Genomic DNA, 21,279 nt, shown 5'->3' on the forward strand with positions numbered 1-21,279 from the left:
TGAGACAAATTCGTCAGTAAGACGAGCCGGTCGAGAGAGTGAAGCGAAAAGCGCCTCAGCGCACGACGGTGATCTTCCGGGTCCGGGTCTGTCCACCGGCCTCCAGCCGGCCGAAGTACACCCCACTGGAGAGTTGGCTGGCCCGGAGGTCTGCTCGGTGACGCCCGGCCTCCTTCCGGCCCTGCTCCAAGGTGGCGACCCGGCGCCCGAGCACGTCGTAGACCTGGAGGCTGACTTCCCCGGCCTCTGGCAGGGCGTACTCGACGGTCGCTTGCCTCCGGACCGGGTTCGGGTAGGAGGTCAGGCGCACCTCCTCCGGCAGAACCTTATCCGTCTCGCTCTCGACGTAGCCGTCGGTGCCGACCGCGAGCTTGAGCTGAGCAGTCTCGCCCTCCAGGTCGATCTCGATAGCTTCCTTCTGCCGAAGATCGTAGGTCTTTCCGGCCGCAGGGTGGAGGAGAATCACCGACCGGCCCTCGGCCGCGCCGAGGTGCTCGGCGCCAAGTGTGATCGGGCCGCCAGCCTGGCTCGACAGGCGCAAGGCAAAGGTCTCCCCACCGCCCTCCACCGGCCGGCGCTCGGCCATGAGGGTACGGGTGCGCTTCGACTCAGCCTCGCTTGAAGCTTTCTCAGATGCCTTTATCCGCAGGCTCGTTTTCGCAAAGCGGCTTGGCGGGGCGATCAGGTCCTCCGGACCAATGCCAGGCCTCGCGCCCTCACGGAGCCCTACCTGAATGGTCGAGCCGGCTGCGCCTTCCGCGCGGACCGGCGTCGCCGTGAGGGCTAGCATTGCTGGCTCCCCCTCCTTCTCCTTCGACATCTCGGATGAGGCCGCGCTTCCCGGCGCGCCGGGGTAGGGAATCACCAGCGAGTCCCGCCCGCTCTTGCCGTTGAAGAAGTAGTAGGCCTCGCCGGTAGCCGCCGACGCGAACGTATCCGTCGAGTCGAACGTCCCGCCAAACGACCAGATCGGCTGCAGGTCCCCGCTGGTCGCATTTTCGACGGCGGCCCAGTCTACGTCTTCGCCGAAGGGATTAGACACAACGTTCCACCCTTCTCGCAGCCCGATCGCCGTAGCGGAGTCTCCCCGCAGGTTCACCGCCGAGATCGGCTCCTCGAAGGTCCACTCGCTGGTGGCGGTTAGCCAAAAACCGTTGCCCTTCCGGAAGTCGAACGTCTCCGACCTGTCGAACTCCACGAAGTAATCGCTCTCGGAGCCATCGTCGTAATAGGCCTGCCACTGGCTGCCGGCCTCTCCGCTCACGACGTCGGCCAAGGAGCGATCAGGTTGCCCCGGAAGGGCCACCAGCCGGTAGCTGGTCGAGTCGGTGGCCCCGCCAAACGTGCGGCTGGCGGAGGCAGTGACCTCTTGCGGGTAGAGGAAGACGCTGGCCACGCCGGAAAGACCGCTCTGATTGCCGGCCGTGTCCACAGCCGTGACCCCGTAGCGGTACGTGCGGTTTTCGGTGGCGGTGGTGTCGGTGAAGCTAGTGGCCGAGACCGGGCCTTCCGTGAGCCCCGCGCCGCTTGTGTCCGGCGCCTGGCCTACGGAGCGGTACAGGCGGTAGCCGGCTAGGTCATCCGATGCCGATGCGCTCCAGGAGAGGAGGACGTGCTGGCCCTCCACATTGGCTGTCAGCCCGCTCGGCGCTGATGGCGTTGCCCGTTCAGTGAGACCTCCGTCATTGATCGTCCAGCCCTCTTCCTCGATGATCGACTGGCGTGCTGATTCCGCGCTGGAGGTATACTGGCTCTGGCCGGCGTCAAATGTCAGGTCGTCGGTTAGGTCCAGCTGGGCCCATCTGGTCAAAAGTGCGTCGTAGTTCTCTGAAGACAGTTTTGCCCCGCCTGCCAGGAAACTCTCGAAGGAGTCGTCAAAGTCCTTAGAATCGTCTACGCTGGAGATATCCCACGAGCTGATATCCCTATCGAAGTCAGTGGCGCCCCTGAACATAGCAGCCATGTTAGTCACATTGGAGACATCCCATGAGCCGATGTGCCTATTGAAGCTTATGGCTCCATCGAACATTCCGCGCATGTTGGTCACCCTAGAGACGTCCCATCCGCTTACGTCTCCGTTGAAGCTTACGGCGCCGCCGAACATGAACCTCATATCAGTCACGCTGGAGACGTCCCAAGAGCCGATGTCTCTGTCAAATCTTATGGCATCTTTGAACATGTACCTCATTTTGGTGACGTTGGAGACACTCCAAGAGCCAATGTCCCGGTCGAAGCTTTTGGCGTCCTCGAACATATTGCTCATTCCTCCCACGCTGGAGACATTCCACGAACTGATGTCCCCGTTGAAGCTATCGGCGTTGCTGAACATGGACCCCATGCTTCTTACGGCAGAGACGTCCCATTCACCGATGTCCTGATTGAAGCTGGTGGCGACAGCAAACATGAAGGACATGGTAGTCACGTTGGAGACATCCCAGGAGCCGATGTCTCTGTTGAAGCTTTCAGCATTATTGAACATAGACCCCATGTCTCGTGCGGCGGAGACGTCCCACTTCTCGATGTCCCCATTGAAGCTGGTAGCTTCATTGAACATGAAGCCCATGTCCGTGACAGCGGAGACGTCCCACTCGCCGATGTCTTGATTGAAGCTGGTTGCGCCTCTAAACATGGCAGTCATGTTGTTCACGTTGGAGACATTCCATCTCTCGATGTCCCCATTAAAGCTGGCGGCGCCATCGAACATAAAACTCATGTCAGTCACACCCGACAGGTTCGGCATGTCGACTGCGTTGTAGGTCATGTTTTCTGCTCCCGCGAAGGCAAATGCCATACTTTCCCACCGTATGTCTCCCCACTGCTCGATTGTCTGGAGCCGCCGGGCGTTGGCTTGATCTCCACCGCCAAAGCGGCCCGCATTCAGGTAGATCCGCGGGAAAGTGCCGCTGATCTTGACCGTGTAGGTCCCGGCCTCTTTGTAAGAATGGTTCGGGTCTGGGTCCAGTCCAGAATAGGTCTCGGTCGTCCCATCGCCCCAATCGACCTGGAAGTCGTAGCCGGAGATGTCTTCGGACTCGGTCGGAATCGTAATCGATAGGTCTGGGGAGGTCGTCTCCCAGGTAGTGATAAATGCGTCCTGGGCCTGAGTAGAAGACGGGCTGAATGCAACCCCAAGCAGAAGTGCGGTAGAAAGAGGAGCGCAGAGGCGCAAAAGACGCGTCATGTATGCTGAACCTGTGTAGTCAAAGCTACGCGAAGCAAATGGTGGCAGTAAGGCCACCCTGACCGACATTCGTGGAAGACCTGCACTCCACGTAGCTCTCAGTGCCGCTTTCTTCACGGCAGGTGATTGCCTCAGCACAGGCTGAGTTGAAGAGTTTTATTTGGGCCTTACATTATAGAAAGAATATGGGCGAACGAAAAGTGCTCCGGCATCCTCGAAGATAGACACCCGCCATCGGGCGCCCTCCCGGAGGGTTTTTATCCATTGGAGGGAACCCGAGACTCAACCACGGAAGTGGACTACCTCGGAGCACAGGCCACGGAGTCAGAGCATGAGCCTTTGATCTTCCCTGTGCGCCCATCACAGGCAACCCTTTTCGCTTTTCAGTGCCTTTCCCAGGTCTCTGAAGCGGGCTCGTGGCCCGGTGAGGCTGGTCTTACGACCAAACCGCTAGCTTCCTCTCAGGCCGACCACAACGCCTATCCCCACGCCTGTCCCGACTGCATTGAAGACCATGTCCGCTCTGCTGAACCGATTGCCGATCTTCGAGCGGTCGTACAGCTCCTTCAAAAGCCCCGCCGCAAGAGCACTCCCGCCAGCCGCCATGAGGGACGTGCGGTGCGGCCAGCCGACAACTTCTCTGCTCCCGTAGTAGGCACCGATAACAATGCCCATGCTGACAAGCGCATGCAGGGTCTTGTCCCCGGTCCCCGCCTGCCGAGGTGGTGGCAGCCTGGCGCCTGGACTGCCGTGGCGGAGCTCAAACGCGATGCCGCGGGCAGTCAGGGAAGGACCCACTGGAGAAGAGTTCTCCAGAGAGGGGCTCGTCAGATAGGGATTCGCCAGAAAGCTTCTTTGAGCGACTGCTGGTGATGCGGCCGAAAGAAATACGGCCGAAAGAAACGCTCCGATGAGCAGACGTGGAGCGTTCAAGTGTAGAAGGCTGTGCATGGCTGATGCTGTTTTGCTTTTCAAGCCAAGGGACGTGCCCCGTTCGGGCAAACCGCTTGCCCTCGTGAGGGTAAGCCAATCAGTTGGGTCCCGCTCCGAGCGCCCAAGACATATCCAGGTCGGATCCTTCACGGCAAACCGGGGCTGAAGTCTTCTTCTGCGTCTCTCCTTTAAACCGGCGTTTCAGGTCTGGTGGCAGGCTCACGGTTCCGCCGAGCCTCAGGTCACCATCGAAACGATCAGGTAGGCAAGGTAGAGGTTCATCGCGGCCAGAAAAAGCCAGAGGAGACGGCCTAGCCTCGATCCCCACCACTTCCTCTGAAGCCCAGCTTTGAGCTCCTCCTTGCTCAGATCTTTCTCGCTCGGATCGACGGGGTGCCCGCTGGCGCGCTGATTGGCGGGCGCGTCGTCTCTGGAATCGGGAGCGTCGCTCTTGGAATTAGAAGGATTGCCAGAGTTGGAAGGATTGCCAGCAGTCGTGGACATCCGAGCGGCGCGGAAGCGGCGGTGCAGCGGCCAAGAGGGATATCAAATCGGAAGGGACAGTGGTCTGGAGGACGGCCTTATGCTACCTCACGCGTTCCCAGAGGGTCTTCATCCGCTGGAGGGTGACCGACTGCTTCACGGACTTCGATCGGTTTGGGACCTCTTGCTCGGCCTGCTGGACGGCCCGCTTGTGGAGCTTGCCCAACCGCTCTTGGCTCAGGGCGTCAATTTGCTCCTGAGTCAGATCCGAGAGAAAGACATCCATTACGTCAATGTTGGGCACCTCCGTCCGGTCCTCCATCTTTGGCTTCTCGGGCCGCTCCTCCCCGCCTTGATGGATGAAGAACTTAACCCGCTTCGCCGTCCGGCCTTCCCGCTCGACATCGTAGGTGAAGTGGATGTCGGTCTTCTCCTGGATCTCTTCCCGGGCATTCTCGATGACGTGGGCCTTCAGCTGTGAAAAGTACTCGTAGCTGTCGGTCACCCCAAGAATGTCTCTAAGCTCCTCAACGGTCATGCGGAGAATGGAAATGTCCTCTCGCATCTTGAGTAGCTCGTAGATCCGCATCGAGTGCTTACTCCCGAGCGGAAGGAAGTACCCAGCCTCGTACATCGTAAACCGCTTCTTGAGCTGGAGAAGAAACGGCTCCATCGAGTCGTTGAACTTTGCCCTGATGTAAGCATCATTCTCCTTGTAGCGGCACTCGTCCATGAGGCTGACGCCTCGGTATTCCCGCTTCCCGTTTTTGTCGTACTTCTTGATCTCCAGCTTTTTTTCGAGGAGGCTCTTGCAGATGTCCTCCGCGAGACCGTATAGGTTGTTGGAGAAGACCCCGGACTGGTCCATCAGATCCTTGATGTAGAGCCGCTGGAAACTGAACTCCTTGTCGTCTCGGTCCAGCTGTGAGATGAGCATCCCGACGATCCGGTGCTCAACCCGTGATAAGGGCATCTTGGCCTGGACCAGACGGTTGGCTTTGACGATCATTTCCCCGGAGGCGCCCTCCATGGCTGAACTGTTAGAGATTTGGTATCAGACGGTGGAAAAGGGAAGAAAACATACCCTTGAGCGTCCACAGATGCCACCAGACACTGGCCTGCGAGCGGTTGCTACCAATGAGCTAACAGCTTCTACCAATGCGTTAACAGTTAGAGCGCGCTGCTACCAATGAGCTAACAGTTATTTACCAACAAGCTAATACCTCTCTACCAACGAGCTAACAGTTCTTACCAACGAGCTAACAGTTCTTACCAATGCGCTAACAACTCGTATCAATAAATATATGGCGCTCAGTGTCTTACGCGACTCTATAATGTTTTAATGTGTCTAACGAAGTAATACTGTTAATGCGCGTGAAGAGCTTTACGAGGAAAAGCACACCTGAAAACAAAGGCCAAAGCCGAGGACACTGGCTCTCTATAACCGAAAGGATGGTCTCTCATCAGCGGTAGTTGAGCTCTCATCGCACGACGAGAAGTCTGAGCAACCCGCAGGAAAAGAGGAATCTACAGCAACCTCACGTCGACAAGAGGCAGTCGTCACCAGTTCTTACTCAACGGATGTAATCAGCCGTCTCACCACACTAATTCCGTTTTTGCAGACGAGACTTTCCGTAGAAAAAACACCATAGGAAAGCGTCACTGACCGCTGTTCTAATCATAGAGGCTCTAATGCCTATGTACGCGGAAAAATTCAGGCAGCACCCGGTTGGAAGAAGCACTCCTGGCGCTATCAGCCGTGAAGTGGAGGTCTAGAAGCTTCACTCCTGCGTAGAGAAATGCCCATTTTCTTTGAGTCTAGGTTGAGCATAGACTCTGGCAAAAGCGGCCATCTAGGACTGCAATAATGGAAAATGAGAGTTCTCCTGATAGAACCATGGCCCACCGTCAGCATGTCAGGACCGACTTACATTCAGATCAGGAGGTAGCTAGTGGAAGTGCGACACAGGTATAAAAGACAGCCTTTTGAAACACGCATCGTCCGCTAAAGATAGAAGAATTTTCCATTACCGCCTGCAACTAGGCGTGGGAACCGAACGCAGCGGTGGACGGCAACAGAGGAGAATCTGACATACTGTGGATACGCGAGGGCCCTGAGCAGGGACTCGTACCACACGTTGAGCGTCTCACTTTCTCTGTAGTGAGACTGCTTGACGCTTCCCACGTGGTGCGAAGTCCTGCTGAGGGCCCTTCTTTTTTTGCCCTCAGCTGACCCTGAGCAGGGATTTAGAGACGTTCAGCACAGGCACTCTTCAATCGGACACATACTTAGAGCGAGGAGAGATATAAAAAAAAGGCCGTCCTCCCTGGCAGGAAGACGGCCCCTCTTAAGCCTTAAAAAAAAGTTCGGCAGTTCCAGCTGCCGAGCATACCCAGATAGACTACGGAAGTCAACTAGACGCCAGAAACGGCCGAAGAGACCAACCGCTAGACGCTAGAATCGACTAAAGAAAGCCACCGGGTAATGCACCACAATTCAACTCGCGACGACGATTGGGTTCCCCGAGACCGTGAAGCTCGAGTATCAGAGCTGGCATCACGACTCACGACGATCGTGAAGTCCTGTCCAGAGGGCGAGGACAAGAGAGCTTGGACGGAGCTCTGTCTTCTTCTTGCCGACCGCGTAGGCCCGGACGGGAGCGCGTACAAGAGCAACGCCGTGTCCGGCCGAGCAGAAGACGTAGCGTGGAAAGAGCCCAACTCTGTCCAAAGCGTTCTCACCTTCAGCGTGAATCCAGGGAAGGTGGATGGAGAGTGGAGACGAGGACAGACTGGAATCGAGGTCGGGACGGCTGTAACCGACGCGGCGAAGCTCTGCGACAACCTGGGCATCGACTATGGCACCGCGGCTAAGACGACGACCGACACGACGACTGAACAAGGATTGAGGATGAGGCTGGATGAGACCCGCCCAGGGGCCGGGACATCCGGAGGCCAGACCGCTGCGAGTCCTACGAGGCACAAACGTGGCGGGGCACTAGGGTATGGCAATAGCCCCGACGACGACGCGGAAGATTCAGGCTCAGCGTCTGCAGACGACGATTTAGGTGGGTCTGAGTCCATGTCAAAAAACCACTTTAGTGGCTCCCTTCGCTCTAAAGTGCCTGTGCCGAAACCGGTTCTGGACGCGTTCGATGAAGCCTTCGACGCGGCCGACGTGAGTGAGGAGTACCGGCCTGTTCTCCGCCACGTGTTCGCCCACGTGTACTACTGCCAGACGCGGATGCCGGATCGGTACGGCGACGGCGTGCCTCTGTCCCACGGGCTACTCAAGCAGGCCTGCCGCGAGGCCGAGGGAGTCGATGTGCCAACAAGGACGGAGGACATCTGGGAGTCCGTCGAGGGTGAGCTGCTGGCGGTGAGCGACTACATCTACCGCGAGGAAGGGGTTGGTCGGTCTCGAGAGTTCCGCCTCGTAGAGGACCTCATGCGGCGCCTGGACGGCGCTCTGGAAAACGGCTACGAGTACAAAACTCGGTACAACCTGATCGACGGCAAGCGGCTTCGGAGCGGGTTTCAGACGGCGCTGACCTACGATGGGGAGCACTCTTGGGAGCAGCGCTCGACCTTCATCTACAAGACGCTCAAGCGCCTGCGCGGCCAACGAGACGTTGTCAACAAGGCCGCCGCCGAAAACCACCTCGACCGCTTGGAGGCTGAGAAACAGGCCGCGCAGGAGCGCTACGACCGGCTGCAGGCGGAGCTCGATCAGCTGAAAGGCCAGATCCTGGAGGAGGGCAAAAGCCTCTCTGAATCGGAGCAGAAGCGGCTCAGCGACGCCCGCGAGACGGTCTGCAAGGCCGGGCGGGAGAAGGAGCGGGCAGAGTCGCGCTGGCGGCAGGACGCGAGGATCTGGGCGGACATCATCGCCCAGGGCCTGGAGGAGGCTGAGGACCAGCCTGAGGGCATCTGCGAGTACGAGACGGCCTACGAGGTGCAACCGGGGAGCGGGCGTTTGACCTGCATCTGCGGCCTTCAGAACGCCTCTGAGGAGATGAAAGCCGCCGCCGCAAAAGGCACTGTTCACTACCGGAACGTCGACATCAAGTCCAGCCAGACGGAAGCGATCATCCAGGAGATGGAGATGGCGGTAAGCATGGGCGCGGACCTCAACTTGTCGGCGATCAAAGGCTACATCGAGGCCGGCGGCAAAGACGCGCTCGCCGACGAGCATGGAATCTACCGCGACCGCTGGAAGCGGCCCGAACACTCGGTGAAGTTCGGCGCCGGCTTCAACCACGACACCTACGCGGCTGCACTGGGAGCGGCGAAGGGCAAGGTGCTCTCCGGCATAAAAGACGATGACGACGACCCTGATTTCAGCCAGCTCTACCAGTTCGAAAACGAGTCGGGAGAGGCGGCCTGGCACCGCGCTGTCTACAAAGAGCTGCCGACGATGGCGGCCGTTGCCCGCGACTGGGCTGACGACGACGAGATCGTATACGACGATCCGGAAGAGGTCTACTCCATCCTCCAGGACGCCTATGGCGAGATGGCAGAAGAGCTGGACGCCTGGAGAGATTGGCTCGTAGACGAATACTGGACAGAGGCGGGACAGCACGGCAGCCAGTTTGGCTACTTCGTGAGCAATCCCTGTTCCCTTCCGTTCAGCATTCACGACACACGTCTCGCAGACAGCAACGGCGAGGACGAAGAGATTAGCCGCTATAATCAGAAAGCGGGCTTCGCCACCAGCCGGTTGCAGGGCTCAGAGTCGGCGTTCATGCACGCCCTCGCCCTCATCCAGGACGACTTCGAGTACGAGTTTCTGCGGAACGAGCATGATGGCGCGGTTGTGCTCGGAGAGATCCCGGAGGAGGCGGTGCAGATGGCCCGCCTCATTTCGGGTTTCCACCGCGCGGAACTGGAAGAGAAGCCCTTTGAAGGACACAACTCCAACAATACTGAGACCAACGACACTGAGACATGCGATACCACGACATCGAAGGACCCATCCGCGCAGAACCAGCTGGAGAAGCCTTCAAAGTCGCCTACGTCGCCAAACGGCGGGAAGTCCGGCGCTGGCTCTGCGAATGGGACGACGGGCCCAGGTGGAGCGAAGAGCGAGAGGACGCCATCTGGGTCCGCCCAAGTGTCGCCCGAGCAGTCCGCAACCACTTCGGGCACTACATGCGAGGGCACGGATCCATCCGACTCCTCGACCGGCCGAAGTCGGAAGGAAACCTCAAAAACATCGTCGGGCGCGACTACTGGAGCCACATCACCTGAAGAGAAGGCTGTTCAGGCACGCCTGGAGAGGAAGCGCCGCGTCCGCGAAGGCGAGGTGCCTACAGGCATGCAGCAAGCCCTCGAGGAAGGGTTTTCGAAGGCAGAGTGGAAATGGGCCCAGCGAAACGCCGCAGCCTCTGCGGCCTGAGGCAACATTTAGTGTTGCTCGTGTGAAGACTGCTATACGGTCAAAACGCAAGTGTATATCGTCTGTGTAGGTGAGTGGTCAAGCAAGCAAACTCACTCACACAGACACAACACAATGGACACGATCAAGCTCTACATCGCAGACCTCCACGCCTACAACCGCGGCCAGCTCCAGGGAGAATGGATATCGGTTGGCCCTCACGACAACGAGGGCGACATCCTCGACGCCATCGACGCGCTCCTGGCCGAGTGGAGCGTTGAGGAGTACGCCATCCACGACTACGACGGCCTTCCGGAGTCGCTCTACAGTGAGCACATGGACCTGGGCACGGTCGCCGCCTACGCGGAGCTGCTCAACGCCTTCAACAACGATGTCGTGGAGGCATACTTTCAGCTGCCGTACTGGAAGGAGTGCTCGCCCGCTTGCTGAGAGCACGACATCAATGACCGGCTGCGCGACGTGTACACCTCCGTCGAGGAATGGGCGCACGAGCACGCCGAGATGTCCGGCTGGACGGAGGACCTGCCCCAGCAATACTTCGACGCTGAAGCCTTCGCCCACGACGCTGAGCTGAATGGCGACATCGACGTGATGGAGATTTCCTTCGGTGTCGTGGTGATCTTCAACGCCCACTAGAGCGCCCTCTTCCTTTCCACCCAAGCGGCCCGTCCTGAAGTTCAGGGCGGGCTTTTCTGTTTCGGTCAGCCTGGTGCTTAGTAAGGAACGGGCGCGTGCAAGAGGATACCGCCGCACAAGGAAGTGTGAAGACTGATATACGGTCGCAACACGTTCGTATATCGTACGTGTTAGTGTGTGGTCAAGCAAGGAAGCGATCTCACACAGACAGACACACTCCAATGAGCTACCAAATGCACGACGCGCAAGACAACGCCCACGACGCTGTCCGAGACGGTTTTCGCGCAGCACACACCCCGATCTACAACAGCCGAGGTTGCGACTACGAAGTCGAGATAACCACCCTTCCAGACGACTCGGCCAACCAGGGCGAGTTTGGGGTAGTGGTTTACTGCTACAACAGCGAGGACGAGCTGGTGTGGGACGGAGCGACTGGCGTCAGCGAGGACATGCGGATGATAGATGCTGTCCGCGCCGCCCGCCAGACCTCGAACCTTTAACCCCACGCCCCATGCCTCGCACAAGTAAGCTCGCAGAGTTGCACGGACGCTGCACGGTGCCTCCCGCCGACCTTTCACTGATGGCCCGAATGGACTGGGAGCCTTCTGAGGACGACGTGAGCGCCTTCATGGCCGAGCTTAGCAGGCTGATGACCTCCACCCAGGCAAGGCTCCTTCACCGGACGTGCTCCCATTTCGAGGACCACTGGGAGTGGCTGCCCTGGGCCGACGTTGACGCCGGCGGTGCGCGCTGCATCAAAGGCGACGTCGCGCCCTACATCCTCACCCGCTCGGGTGGGCGAGTGGTGGCAGCCGAGTCAGGACGCTGGTACTACGACTGGCAAACCGGCGGCTCCGTCCTTGAGCAAGTAGACCGCCTTCGCCTTTGAGCACAAAAGCCCCAGGCCGTGAAGCCTAGGGCAGCGCGTGAGCGCTGTGGTCAAGCAAGCGACTCACACGATTCATGCAAACCCTCAAATCAGCAGACTGATCCACGCCATGAAACGATGCACTCGATATAACTCGGCGTCAGGACTGCGCCTTGATAAGGAATTGCGGGCGCGCATGTGAGAGGACACCACCGTTTAAGTTGATGTTAAGACCACTATACGATCGAATCACAGTCGTATAGCAATAGTAGGACAGAGCACACTAAGCAGACACGCCCGCAAACACACACACAACTGACAACGACATATGGCTATCTCTGAGATGGACCTCATATACGATAGGTTTACTGAGTCGAAGGCACTTGCCAACGCGGTAACAGATTACAACGACGCTGTAGAGTATCTAGAGGTGGTATTCGACAAACAGGACAGTGGCCTTCGTGAGGGCACGTCGTCCAGCTGGACGACATACCAGCTGATCGAGATGGAGGGATTTGAAGAGTGGTTTCTCGTCGTCACGTCAGACGGGTATGAGGAGGGAGTATCTTACCTCCGTTTGGATGAGCTGCAGGATGTTGTTGATAACATCAGAGAGTCGGTTGAGCGCGCGCAGGATCATCCGCACCAGCAGGTGATTGTGCGCCGCGACGACTTAGAGGAGGCCTACTTCGATCCGATCGAGGCGTAACGCTCAACCACTCAACCAAAGCAATCTACACCATGAAGAAAAACACGCGTCAGGTCAACATGCGTCTCAACTCCGACCTCGTCGACATCCTCGACGAGAAGGCCAAGGAGTATCGCACCGACCGCACAGCCCTCATCGAAGAAGCCATTCTCGAGCACTACGACATTGACCAGAAGGACCTCCGCCGCTACGTCGAGGAGGAAGAGGAAGAAGAATAACCACTCCACCCACTACCACATCACCTACCCATACGCAGCCTATGCAAGCAATCACTGAAGCAAACACCGAGGCGACCTACACCAACGACGACGGCAGCTGGAACCGCGGCGCGATCACGCAGCGAGCGCACAAGATCGCCTCGGAGATGGACGAGGGCCGGCCACACACCGATCGGCTCTCGATCGGCATGAAGAAGGCCTGGAGCGAGGCCAAGCAGGAGCGCCGCGACAACCAGGAGCAGAGCATTCAAGAGCAGCGGGCTGGCTTCGGTACCCGGCTCGCGGAGTGGAGGGAAACGCGTAGGGAGGAGACAACCAGCAGCCTGCCCGAGGCCTTCCCGGTCGACGACCGCATCGAGGACGCAACCGGGATGGAAGGCATCGAACGGGTCTTTACAGACCGATGGGACCTCCGGCCACACAGAGGCACCAGTGGCGACCGGTGGTGCGTCAGCATCACCTCCAAGCTAGACGACGATGCAAGCTTCGCGGTCGAATTTTCGAGCGCCACGAGGGTGCAGGCTGCGCTGGACTGGCTGCGACGGAACGCGGACAAGTACACCGCCCGCACTCGCCTCATCGCGGCCGTCGTCAGTGCTATCCAGCCAGATGAGCACCGCCACCACACCGGCGAGATTGCCCGACGCCAGGAGAGTAACCGTGGCCGGCATGAAGACCAGCAGGACCTCTTCATCTGCAACTGAACGTGAGTACAACAAAACCTCAGCGAGCGCGGAAGCCGGCTGTGGATAACTTTTGACCTGCCACAGACGCGTTCTGAGAGGGGTGGATGTGTTGAAGCCTGGAGCCGAGTACAACAAAACCTCAGCGAGATCGGCAGTGAGTACAACAAAACCTCAGCGAGATTGCGGCTAGCCTATGCAAAACCTCAGCGAGGGTGGGACGCTGAGCTGCAGATCGCCCACCTGCAGTCCGCCGTCGCGGAGAGGGCCGACGAGCTGGTTGACATTACGGATGTACGATCGTACAATCTTACTGTCTTAAGATCATACGATTAAGCGACCGACATGAAATGCATCGGCGTCCTTTCTCAGAAGGGCGGCTCTGGCAAGACGGTAATATCCACAAACATTGCTCGGGCCCTTCAGCTGCGCGGCAATGAGGTGATCCTGGTCGACACGGACAAGCAGGGCTCCGCTCGTGACTGGGCTGCAACGGGCGACATCGACCCGCCGCACACGGTCGGCGTGGACCGACCTCGCGTTCACCAGGAACTGCCCAAGGTGCGAGGCTACGACTACGCCGTTGTTGATGGCGCCGGCAAGGTGGAGAGAATGTCGGCGTCGGTAATCAAGGCGTGTGACCTCATTCTGATTCCCGTCCAACCAGCCGGTGTAGACCTGTGGGCACTGGGCGAGCTGGTCGACCTAATCGAAGCTCGCCAAGAGGCATCAGAAGGCCTTCAGGCGGCGTTCGTTGTCAGTCGGGCGGTAGTGGGCGCCAACCTTTCCTCGGATGCTGAAGAGGCGCTGAGCGGCCTGTCGTTCCCTGTCATCGGACGCACGAACCAGCGCGTGGCCTACGCTAAGGCGGTCACAAGAGGCGCTAGCGTCCTGGACCTGACCGACAAGAAGGCGAAAGACGAAATCAACAGTCTCACGGATGAAGTACTGCAGCTGCTATGAGTGATTTGAGCCCAGACGACGCGAGCCGCAACCGCGGCCGCACAGACAAGAGCCTAGAGGATGAGGTGCGCTCGGACGACGTGGAGGAGGCGACGGTTAGGTACACACTGGACCTCGCTAAGAGCTTGCACAAGCGCCTCAAACGGCAGGCCTTGATGGAGGAGGAGCGGTCGATGAAGGCGGTAACGACCGAGGCGATCGAGGACTACCTGCGCAAACACGAGTGATCGCACATGCGATCAGTCGCACGACCGTACGATTGTACAATCTTATGACTCAGGCTTGAATCATTCGGGCGGTCGTCGGGCTTGGTCTGCACTAAAGAATCGACACACAGAGCTATGCCCACCACAACTACACCAGCACAGCACCAGAAGCGGTGGCAGGAGATTGTGGGCGACCCGCTTCTGAGCGATCTTCCATACAAGGTCGAGACCAACCACAGAGGCCAGATTGTCTTGAGCCCGCACCAGTTCTCCCACTCTCAGCTCCAGCGCACGATCCAGAAGAAGCTTGACGCCGTTCTCACTGGAGGAGAGGTATTCCCAGAGTGCCCGATTACCACGAGGAAGGGAGTGCGCCGGGCAGATGTCACGTGGGCGAGCGAGAGCAAGATACGGGAGATGGAAAGAGCTGGCGACCCTCCGACGACCGCCCCGGAAATTTGCATCGAGGTTATGAGCGAGTCCAACGATTGGGACGAGATGGAAGAGAAGCGAAAGCTCTACCGGGAGGCCGGCGCTGAGGAGACATGGGTTGTAGATGAGGGAGAGATCCGGTTCTTCGGGCAAGAGGAGATGGAGCAGTCAGCAGTCGCGCCCAAGTTTCCGTCTCGCGTCGCCAGTTAGTCGTTGACTCCGCTGTTGCGTCAAAGAGGCTCCACAAACGGCAAGCCTTGATGGAAGAAGAGCGCAGCATGAAGGCAGTGACGACAGAGGCGATTGAAGACTACCTCCGCAAACACGAGTGATCTTACAATCGTAATTAAGATCGCAAGATCGTAAAAAGCCATGAGTGATAATCTGAAAGCGGCGGAGTTTTATCCTGACGTTGACCCGGATACGACTTTTTCCGGGTACACGAAGGGTGACACATGGAACGGGTGGGCGTGTCCCTACTTCGAGAAGGACGTGGCCGAGCAAGTTGCGGAGCACTACAGCCAGGAAGATCAGTACGACCACGAGGAGGAGTACTGGGCCGAGTATATTCCCGAAGAGGATGCCTTTGCATTTCACAATCACGAGTACGAAGAACCCAGGGAATTCGGTGCCGTGGCGTTCGACGGCCACAAACTATATCCCATCGGAGCTTACTGCTGGACGTGGGTGGAGGTGGACGAATAGCCTTCAGTCCTCCAGCTGAGAGTCCAGGTCATGCATGATGTCTTCGAGGGTGTCCACCGCGTCGTCGTTGAGCTCGCATTCCCAAACGGTAAGCACCTGCCACCCAAGCTCTTCGAGAGCCTCTTCATTCTTTCCGTCACGTTCGACGTTGCGCTCAAACTTCTCTTTCCAGGACTGGGTGTTGCTATTCGGCATGCTCCGTCCCTTCCGGCAGTCATGGCGGTGCCAGAAGCAGCCGTGGACGAAGATCACCGTATTGTACTTGGGAAGAACGACATCCGGCGTACCCGGAAGATCAGACACGTTTTTCCTGAATCGGTAACCGGCTTGATGTAGTATGCTCCTCGTGAGCTGCTCGGGCTCGGTCTCGGTGGAATTGATCCGAGACATGAGCTCACTTCGTTCTTCCGGGCTGAGAGGGTCCTCCCTGTTCGATTCTTGAGTCATTAGTACTGTTGAGGATGAATGAACCGGTAGCACTTATCGACTTATTTTCAGGGTGTGGAGGGTTCACCCTTGGTTTCACTCAGGTGCACACAGACGAAGGCAACCCTGTTTTCGAACCAGTATGGTCGAATGACTTCGACGAGGATTCAGTTGCCAGCTACAACTCCAACTTTGGAGATCATTGTGTTCATGGTAACATCGTCGACCTTCTGGAGGAAGGAGTCGAGTTTCCGGACGCTGACATTGTAATCGGCGGACCGCCTTGCCAGGGCTACAGCTTGCTCAACAAGGACAAAGAAGGAGACCCGAGGAAGCAACTATGGCGGCCGTACATGGAAGTGGTCGACCGGGTGGGAGCTGAGGTCTTCGTCATGGAGAATGTCCAGCAGCTTCTAGGATCTGCCGAGCATGATGACATCAAGGCTCGAGCACGAGAGTTGGGATTCGAGGTTGAATCGGCCGACTTGGTAGCAGCCAACTACGGGGTGCCTCAGACACGGACCCGTGCCTTCATCATCGGGAGTAAGCTCGGAGATCCGGCCGAGCACTTTCCGCCGGAGCGGACTCACTTCAACCCGAAAGAGAGGCAAATGACGATCGATGACGGAGCTGAGATGCAGCCCTGGAATACGGTAAGGGATGCCATCGGGGATCTCCCACCGCCCCTTGGAACCGAGGTAAGAGACGAGCCCGGTCCTTTTGATTTGCATTTCAGCCGTAGTCCCACCGCAAAGAGTATTCGCAGGTATATAACCGTACAGGAAGAGGGAGCTAATCGCTACGACCTTCAAGAGCGGGCTCCTGAAATAACTCCTGATTGCTGGAAGCGAAAGACATCCGGTGGTACTGACATTTTCGGTCGGCTGTGGTGGGATCGGCCAGCATTTACGATCCGAACGGAATTCTTCAAGCCGGAGAAGGGAAGATCTCTTCATCCCAGCCAGCACCGGGCAATTACCCACCGCGAAGCTGCTCGATTTCAGTCGTTTCCCGATTGGTTTGATTTTCAGGGCAGCAAAACTTCAATTGCATCTCAGATTGGGAATGCGGTGCCACCTCGTCTCGGATTTCACGTAGCTACAAGTGCAGCGAGGCTCTTCACGGACGAGGATCTCACCCGTAGAGAAGACCCGATCGGTGTCCATTCCGGTACCAATGGTTCTATCAAATCCAACGGTGAGATGTCAAAAGAAGATATACAGAAGCTTTGCAACCGGCTTGTAGAACGAGCTGAGGAAGTTGATAGCGACCTGAGTGGAGATGAGCTGAGAGAGAGTACTCAGGCACTTGCTGACGCGAAGGAAGCCATTAAGGAGATAGGGAAATCGCTCTTCCCTGATGCAACGTCCGGCAGGAAACGAATTCTCAAGTACCTCCTCAGCTTTCCTCGAACTCCCATTCCTGGGAAAGAGCTCGGAGCCGTTGCAGGCATCAAGGAATACGGACGGCGTATCCGTGAACTGCGGAAAGAGCATGGTTGGCCGGTCTACAGCGGGATAACAATCCGCGAGATGATATATGAGGGTGATCTGTTCGAGCCGGATGTGCCCGATGGAGCTAAGGAAATGGCTCGTGACGACTACATTCTCCTTGACACCGAGCGGGACGAGGAGGCCGCCGAGCGGTGGAAGACCGCCAACAAGATTCGAAACATGGATGGTTCTCTCCAAGATCGCCTGCTGAAATTCTTCCGGGAGAACGTAGGAGAGCCGGTAACTGGTGAAGAGTTGCGGTATGTGGCCAATGGTGCCCAGTCGTGGCCGCGGCGGGTTCGTGAGCTGAGAACAGAGGAAGGCTGGCCGGTTCGGACTCGTAACACCGGTAGACCCGACCTGGAGCAGGGAGAATATATTTTGGAAGAAGACAGGCAAGATGAACCCCACGATCGAGACGTCCAGGATATGGTTAGGTCGAAGGTGCTGGACCGGGATGGTCACGAATGCAGAAAGTGCGGATGGGATTACGTCAGAGGAGAGAAAAACCCTCATGGCCCGAGGACTAAGCTTGAGGTGCACCACACCCGGCCGCACGTTGAGGGTGGAGAGAATAACGCGGACAACCTCGTCACCCTCTGCAACGTGTGCCACGATGAAGTCCACCGGACCAACCGTTTAGAGGATCCTGACGAGCTGCAGGACTGGTTGACAGTTTGAATCCTCGATACTCAGTTCTCGTGACTGTATTGGTGCCCTTTGTCCAGCGGTGTCTTGCGGCAGCTGTACTTCTTCTGTCCCTTGTTTCGTTGGAAGCCCAAGCTCAAGTCGAGCCGGGCCAAACCTTCACCGCTCGCGTCACGGAGATCACTGACGGCGACACGTATGATGTGCGCCGCTCGGCCGGAGGAGAGGTCACGATCCGCCTCCACGGCGTCGACACGCCGGAGTCCGCGCAGTCCTATGGCATGGCCGCCACGCGAGCCGCACGGCGCTACGTCGGCGGAAAAGACGTTCGCGTGACCGTTGAGGACATCGGCCGCTACGGCCGTGCTGTGGCCCGCATAACCGCCGGAGGAGGAGACCTAGGTGCCATGCTCATCCGCGATGGGTATGGGTGGTACTACGAGCAGTACGCGCCTGGAGCGACCGAGTACGCCCGCCTGCAGCGCCAGGCCAGAAGCGCCGGCCGCGGCCTATGGTCTCAGCGAAATCCGACACCGCCGTGGGAGTGGCGAGACCGCACGTCAGGTCCAGGCGAGACATCGGTGAAGGACCGCGACTGCTCGGACTTCGACACCCAGCCGGAAGCGCAGCGGTTTTTCGAGCGGCACCAGCCGGGAGACCCGCACGGCCTCGATGGAAACGGCGATGGAGAGGCGTGTGAGTCGCTTCCTGGCGGGCCGCAGTCCGTGCACTAGTAAAGCCTCCTGTCTGTGGTCCTATGACTGCATCGGTGTCGGATACTCTAGCCCGCTGCCTGACCCTGGAGCGACCGACCGAGTAGGTCATTCACTTCAGCTATCTTCCGTCCACACGGAGCGGTGCCCAAAGAGAATGCGCCGGCGTGGTCAATAACAGTAATAAAGAGCAGGTGCCCGGTGCGGTGGTTGACATCGGCCTGCGGCTGAGAGAGTAGTCTCGATCCTCTCCTGGTTGACGGCGATCTCTCAGAAGCGGATGATTCTGCAGGGCGCCCGACCGCAAGACGGCTGGCTCAGAAGCGTCGACGGGAGGCCCTTCGATGTACACGACCACGGGAGTTGTTGCTCCTACCCGGCTTGTACCTGGAAGAGTGGCCTTTCCAATCTGGACAAACATCAGATCCTCGTCTGATCTAGACGAGAGTTTCCCGTATGTGAAGCCAATCTAAAGGGAAGGCCTAGGCCCTGTGAGATTCCGCGGCGGCAGACGCTAGACCCGCACGGATCAAGGAATTCACAAAGCTGCGTTCCGGTCATACCCGGACATATCGACGCTGAGAACGGTTTTTTGCGCTGAGACAATAACAGTAGTAAGCGGCGTCCATTTGATACTTTGGCGCCAGAAACCTACCGTGTCCACACCCGATGAGATGATCGGAGAGTTTCTGAAAAGACAAAAATTGAGACGGAAACAGCGCAGCCTCGTCCCTGGAAGGACGAGGCTGCGAGACAAGTCATCGGCGCTGCAACGCCGACGGCGTTTCGTTTTGGAAGCTGAACAGTCCGTTTTATGTCCGCAAAGACCAAACAGACATATGTCCAGCACTGACACGGTAGAAAAAGACGATGACGACGACAGTGAAGACGAAGTGAAGATGCACGAATGGGCCAAATCAGCCGGCCATCTTCTGACTGGTGCCGCGAAGTTCCTGCGGGCGGTTTCTAACTTCTTCTGACGTTCGAAGGGCGCCACATCACGCGTGAAGTAGCCGGTCTCCACCACTGTCTCGTTCCAGTAAAACGAGCTGAATGGCCTTCCGGCTGCCGACGTAGCCCTCCTGGTCGTGATAGCCATCTAAAGGGACAGGCGAGGGCGTCTGGTAGATGACCCGGCCGGACTCGTCGACCATGTCCATGGCCTTATGGTGGAGGTGGCCTACAAACAGCGAGGTCCATTGGGTGGACCCGTACGCTTCGCGGGATTCTGAGCGCATGATCTCGCCCATTCGTCGCATCGTCTTCTTGGAGTAATCGCCGTGGGTGAGACAAAGTAGATGCCGACCGTAGGTCGCATATTGGCGCTCCGCTAAGCCCATCGACGCGACGCTCTCGGCCGAGTGGAAACGCTGGCCGGCCGCCATGGCCGCGGCCACTCCGTTGGTGCGGTCGTGGTTTCCGAAAACTGGGACGATGGTCACTTCCAGTCCGACTTGACGGGCCATGTCCACCACCTCGACGAGAAGGTGGATGGCATGCTGAAGGGCTCGGCTGGTCGAGCAGGCCATATCCAGCTCGGTGCCGCTCGCCGTTTGTCCGCCTTTCGTGTCGGAGTGAACCAAGTCTCCACCGCCTACAACATAGATCTGCTCCAGTTTGCGTAGACGTGCGGCGTCTTCAAGAGCCGTCTGTACGCGCCGCAAGATCGAGTCGCGGTACTCCTCAACGTCGAAGTCCTCGGCATCTGCTGGCCGGGCGCCCAGGTGGAGGTCCTGGAGGTTCAGCACACCAGCGGCCCTCTCCTCGACCTCTTGGGACATTCGGACACGGAGCCGTGGCGGGTTGTAGTTTTCCTCTCGGAACGCTTCGGCCGCTTCATCCAGGCTGTCTTCCAATCTCCACCACTGGCGCGCGGCCTTGTCCCGCTCACGCCGCTCTTTCTTCCGCGCCTTCCGGTCGATCTCCCGCCGTTTGGACTCTTCGGTGAAGTGGTCGATGCCCTCTTCGATCGTCTTCGTCTGGTCGACGATCACGGCCTTGCCCTTCCTGAGCCCATGGGCGCGACGGAAGTGTTTGAACGACTCCAACGAAATGCCTGCCTCCTCTGCCGCTTCGGCCATGGTCAACTTCTCTACGCAGTAGCTATCCGCCAACTGCTGCGCCTCCGCCATGGAGAGTTCGTGAGCGTACGCGGCCAGGTCCTCGTCCTGCGGGTCGAGGTGGTCCGGAAAGTGGTCGGCAATCATATACGTGGTTGGTCTTTGTTAGAGTCCAGGCGTAAGCTTGACGACGACGTAGGAGAGAAAGGCTCCAAACAGGATCGCCGCAAGGAGCCGAAGCTGGCGGCCAAGCTGCATATACCAGGGCCGCTCGATGGAGGAAGTGATTGCCTTCTCTGTCCGGTCGGTCGGCGCGCCGAACACCGTCCCTTCAAGCCCATCCCCACGGCTAAAGAGCCGCGTTTCCTCACCCGCGGCGGGCAAGCGGAAGGTCTTTTCGACGGTGGTGGAGTCCTTCTCGACGCGGGCCGTGACCGTCTGGTCGTCAAGGTCGCTGCGGTCGATCTCCAGAAAGGACAGGTCCACCGTTTCCCGCTGGGAGGTGTCCTCGTAGATGGTGACTT

Annotated in this window: 20 protein-coding genes and 1 pseudogene; 14 read left to right on the top strand and 7 right to left on the bottom strand. The window is 58.3% G+C overall.

From position 1 onward, the window contains the following. Positions 1 to 55: 55 nt before the first annotated feature. From OJB03_RS15275 to OJB03_RS15290, 4 genes are all read right to left on the bottom strand, one after another. Positions 56 to 3,181 (bottom strand): BspA family leucine-rich repeat surface protein, encoded by a 3,126-nt coding sequence (locus tag OJB03_RS15275; protein WP_263788931.1) that lies wholly within the window; start codon positions 3,179 to 3,181, stop codon positions 56 to 58. A 450-nt stretch (positions 3,182 to 3,631) separates the two neighbouring features. Further along, positions 3,632 to 4,132, bottom strand: a complete 501-nt coding sequence (locus OJB03_RS15280; RefSeq protein ID WP_263788933.1) for a hypothetical protein — start codon at positions 4,130 to 4,132, stop codon at positions 3,632 to 3,634. Positions 4,133 to 4,351: 219 nt separating this feature from the next. Beyond that, complete coding sequence (locus OJB03_RS15285; RefSeq protein WP_263788934.1) at positions 4,352 to 4,618, bottom strand: hypothetical protein; 267 nt, start codon at positions 4,616 to 4,618, stop codon at positions 4,352 to 4,354. 82 nt (positions 4,619 to 4,700) lie between these two features. Next, positions 4,701 to 5,627, bottom strand: a complete 927-nt coding sequence (locus OJB03_RS15290) for a replication initiation protein (RefSeq protein WP_263788936.1) — start codon at positions 5,625 to 5,627, stop codon at positions 4,701 to 4,703. 2,097 nt (positions 5,628 to 7,724) lie between these two features. On the opposite strand from OJB03_RS15290, the gene OJB03_RS15295 reads away from it, so the two are divergent. The 11 genes and pseudogenes from OJB03_RS15295 (at position 7,725) to OJB03_RS15345 (ending at position 15,415) form a co-directional block, all read left to right on the top strand. Continuing rightward, the gene (locus OJB03_RS15295; RefSeq protein ID WP_263788938.1) at positions 7,725 to 9,995 is read left to right on the top strand and encodes a hypothetical protein; all 2,271 of its coding nucleotides are present in this window, start codon (positions 7,725 to 7,727) and stop codon (positions 9,993 to 9,995) included. A 114-nt stretch (positions 9,996 to 10,109) separates the two neighbouring features. Then, positions 10,110 to 10,631, top strand: a pseudogene (locus OJB03_RS15300) (antirestriction protein ArdA). 221 nt (positions 10,632 to 10,852) lie between these two features. Further along, positions 10,853 to 11,131 carry a hypothetical protein gene (locus OJB03_RS15305; protein WP_263788940.1) on the top strand — a complete coding sequence of 93 codons (279 nt, stop codon included), beginning with the start codon at positions 10,853 to 10,855 and terminating at the stop codon, positions 11,129 to 11,131. Positions 11,132 to 11,142: 11 nt separating this feature from the next. Continuing rightward, positions 11,143 to 11,520, top strand: a complete 378-nt coding sequence (locus OJB03_RS15310) for a hypothetical protein (RefSeq protein ID WP_263788941.1) — start codon at positions 11,143 to 11,145, stop codon at positions 11,518 to 11,520. Positions 11,521 to 11,827: 307 nt separating this feature from the next. Further along, positions 11,828 to 12,208: a hypothetical protein gene (locus OJB03_RS15315; RefSeq protein WP_263788942.1), complete on the top strand. Its 381-nt coding sequence runs from the start codon at positions 11,828 to 11,830 to the stop codon at positions 12,206 to 12,208. A gap of 32 nt (positions 12,209 to 12,240) precedes the next feature. Further along, positions 12,241 to 12,426: a ribbon-helix-helix protein, CopG family gene (locus OJB03_RS15320; RefSeq protein ID WP_263788944.1), complete on the top strand. Its 186-nt coding sequence runs from the start codon at positions 12,241 to 12,243 to the stop codon at positions 12,424 to 12,426. Positions 12,427 to 12,467: 41 nt separating this feature from the next. Further along, positions 12,468 to 13,130 carry a hypothetical protein gene (locus OJB03_RS15325; RefSeq protein WP_263788945.1) on the top strand — a complete coding sequence of 221 codons (663 nt, stop codon included), beginning with the start codon at positions 12,468 to 12,470 and terminating at the stop codon, positions 13,128 to 13,130. 324 nt (positions 13,131 to 13,454) lie between these two features. Continuing rightward, positions 13,455 to 14,072, top strand: coding sequence for a ParA family partition ATPase (gene parA / locus OJB03_RS15330; protein WP_263788946.1), 618 nt, complete (start codon positions 13,455 to 13,457; stop codon positions 14,070 to 14,072). Further along, a complete protein-coding gene (locus OJB03_RS15335; RefSeq protein WP_263788947.1) occupies positions 14,069 to 14,299 on the top strand; it encodes a hypothetical protein in 231 nt (76 codons plus the stop codon). Before parA ends, OJB03_RS15335 begins: the two co-directional genes overlap by 4 nt. Positions 14,300 to 14,413: 114 nt before the next feature. After that, on the top strand, positions 14,414 to 14,920 hold the full coding sequence (locus tag OJB03_RS15340; protein WP_263788948.1) for a Uma2 family endonuclease: 507 nt from the start codon (positions 14,414 to 14,416) through the stop codon (positions 14,918 to 14,920). 162 nt (positions 14,921 to 15,082) lie between these two features. Then, a complete protein-coding gene (locus OJB03_RS15345; RefSeq protein ID WP_263788949.1) occupies positions 15,083 to 15,415 on the top strand; it encodes a hypothetical protein in 333 nt (110 codons plus the stop codon). 3 nt (positions 15,416 to 15,418) lie between these two features. Here the strand turns inward: OJB03_RS15345 and OJB03_RS15350 are convergent, their stop codons facing one another. After that, positions 15,419 to 15,862: a very short patch repair endonuclease gene (locus OJB03_RS15350; protein WP_263788950.1), complete on the bottom strand. Its 444-nt coding sequence runs from the start codon at positions 15,860 to 15,862 to the stop codon at positions 15,419 to 15,421. A 14-nt stretch (positions 15,863 to 15,876) separates the two neighbouring features. Here OJB03_RS15350 and dcm point away from each other — a divergent pair, with 14 nt between their 5' ends. The 3 genes from dcm (at position 15,877) to OJB03_RS15365 (ending at position 19,675) form a co-directional block, all read left to right on the top strand. Further along, a complete protein-coding gene (dcm, locus tag OJB03_RS15355; RefSeq protein WP_263788952.1) occupies positions 15,877 to 18,015 on the top strand; it encodes a DNA (cytosine-5-)-methyltransferase in 2,139 nt (712 codons plus the stop codon). Between the two features lie 89 nt (positions 18,016 to 18,104). Beyond that, positions 18,105 to 18,716 (top strand): thermonuclease family protein, encoded by a 612-nt coding sequence (locus OJB03_RS15360; protein ID WP_263788953.1) that lies wholly within the window; start codon positions 18,105 to 18,107, stop codon positions 18,714 to 18,716. 818 nt (positions 18,717 to 19,534) lie between these two features. Continuing rightward, positions 19,535 to 19,675 (top strand): hypothetical protein, encoded by a 141-nt coding sequence (locus OJB03_RS15365; RefSeq protein WP_263788954.1) that lies wholly within the window; start codon positions 19,535 to 19,537, stop codon positions 19,673 to 19,675. A gap of 18 nt (positions 19,676 to 19,693) precedes the next feature. Here OJB03_RS15365 and OJB03_RS15370 read toward each other — a convergent pair whose 3' ends face one another. Further along, positions 19,694 to 20,902 carry a metallophosphoesterase family protein gene (locus OJB03_RS15370; RefSeq protein ID WP_263788955.1) on the bottom strand — a complete coding sequence of 403 codons (1,209 nt, stop codon included), beginning with the start codon at positions 20,900 to 20,902 and terminating at the stop codon, positions 19,694 to 19,696. 18 nt (positions 20,903 to 20,920) lie between these two features. Next, positions 20,921 to 21,241 (bottom strand): hypothetical protein, encoded by a 321-nt coding sequence (locus OJB03_RS15375; protein WP_263788956.1) that lies wholly within the window; start codon positions 21,239 to 21,241, stop codon positions 20,921 to 20,923. Between the last annotated feature and the right edge of the window lie 38 nt (positions 21,242 to 21,279).

Source organism: Salinibacter grassmerensis (assembly GCF_947077765.1).
Classification (GTDB): Bacteria; Bacteroidota; Rhodothermia; order Rhodothermales; family Salinibacteraceae; genus Salinibacter; species Salinibacter grassmerensis.

Excerpts from the sequence above, each read along its gene's own strand:
- OJB03_RS15275 (WP_263788931.1), bottom strand. The coding sequence starts at position 3,181 with ATGACGCGTCTTTTGCGCCTCTGCGCTCCTCTTTCTACCGCACTTCTG.
- OJB03_RS15280 (WP_263788933.1), bottom strand. The coding sequence starts at position 4,132 with ATGCACAGCCTTCTACACTTGAACGCTCCACGTCTGCTCATCGGAGCG.
- OJB03_RS15285 (WP_263788934.1), bottom strand. The coding sequence starts at position 4,618 with ATGTCCACGACTGCTGGCAATCCTTCCAACTCTGGCAATCCTTCTAAT.
- OJB03_RS15290 (WP_263788936.1), bottom strand. The coding sequence starts at position 5,627 with ATGGAGGGCGCCTCCGGGGAAATGATCGTCAAAGCCAACCGTCTGGTC.
- OJB03_RS15305 (WP_263788940.1), top strand. The coding sequence starts at position 10,853 with ATGAGCTACCAAATGCACGACGCGCAAGACAACGCCCACGACGCTGTC.
- OJB03_RS15310 (WP_263788941.1), top strand. The coding sequence starts at position 11,143 with ATGCCTCGCACAAGTAAGCTCGCAGAGTTGCACGGACGCTGCACGGTG.
- OJB03_RS15315 (WP_263788942.1), top strand. The coding sequence starts at position 11,828 with ATGGCTATCTCTGAGATGGACCTCATATACGATAGGTTTACTGAGTCG.
- OJB03_RS15320 (WP_263788944.1), top strand. The coding sequence starts at position 12,241 with ATGAAGAAAAACACGCGTCAGGTCAACATGCGTCTCAACTCCGACCTC.
- OJB03_RS15325 (WP_263788945.1), top strand. The coding sequence starts at position 12,468 with ATGCAAGCAATCACTGAAGCAAACACCGAGGCGACCTACACCAACGAC.
- parA (WP_263788946.1), top strand. The coding sequence starts at position 13,455 with ATGAAATGCATCGGCGTCCTTTCTCAGAAGGGCGGCTCTGGCAAGACG.
- OJB03_RS15335 (WP_263788947.1), top strand. The coding sequence starts at position 14,069 with ATGAGTGATTTGAGCCCAGACGACGCGAGCCGCAACCGCGGCCGCACA.
- OJB03_RS15340 (WP_263788948.1), top strand. The coding sequence starts at position 14,414 with ATGCCCACCACAACTACACCAGCACAGCACCAGAAGCGGTGGCAGGAG.
- OJB03_RS15345 (WP_263788949.1), top strand. The coding sequence starts at position 15,083 with ATGAGTGATAATCTGAAAGCGGCGGAGTTTTATCCTGACGTTGACCCG.
- OJB03_RS15350 (WP_263788950.1), bottom strand. The coding sequence starts at position 15,862 with ATGACTCAAGAATCGAACAGGGAGGACCCTCTCAGCCCGGAAGAACGA.
- dcm (WP_263788952.1), top strand. The coding sequence starts at position 15,877 with ATGAATGAACCGGTAGCACTTATCGACTTATTTTCAGGGTGTGGAGGG.
- OJB03_RS15365 (WP_263788954.1), top strand. The coding sequence starts at position 19,535 with ATGTCCAGCACTGACACGGTAGAAAAAGACGATGACGACGACAGTGAA.
- OJB03_RS15370 (WP_263788955.1), bottom strand. The coding sequence starts at position 20,902 with ATGATTGCCGACCACTTTCCGGACCACCTCGACCCGCAGGACGAGGAC.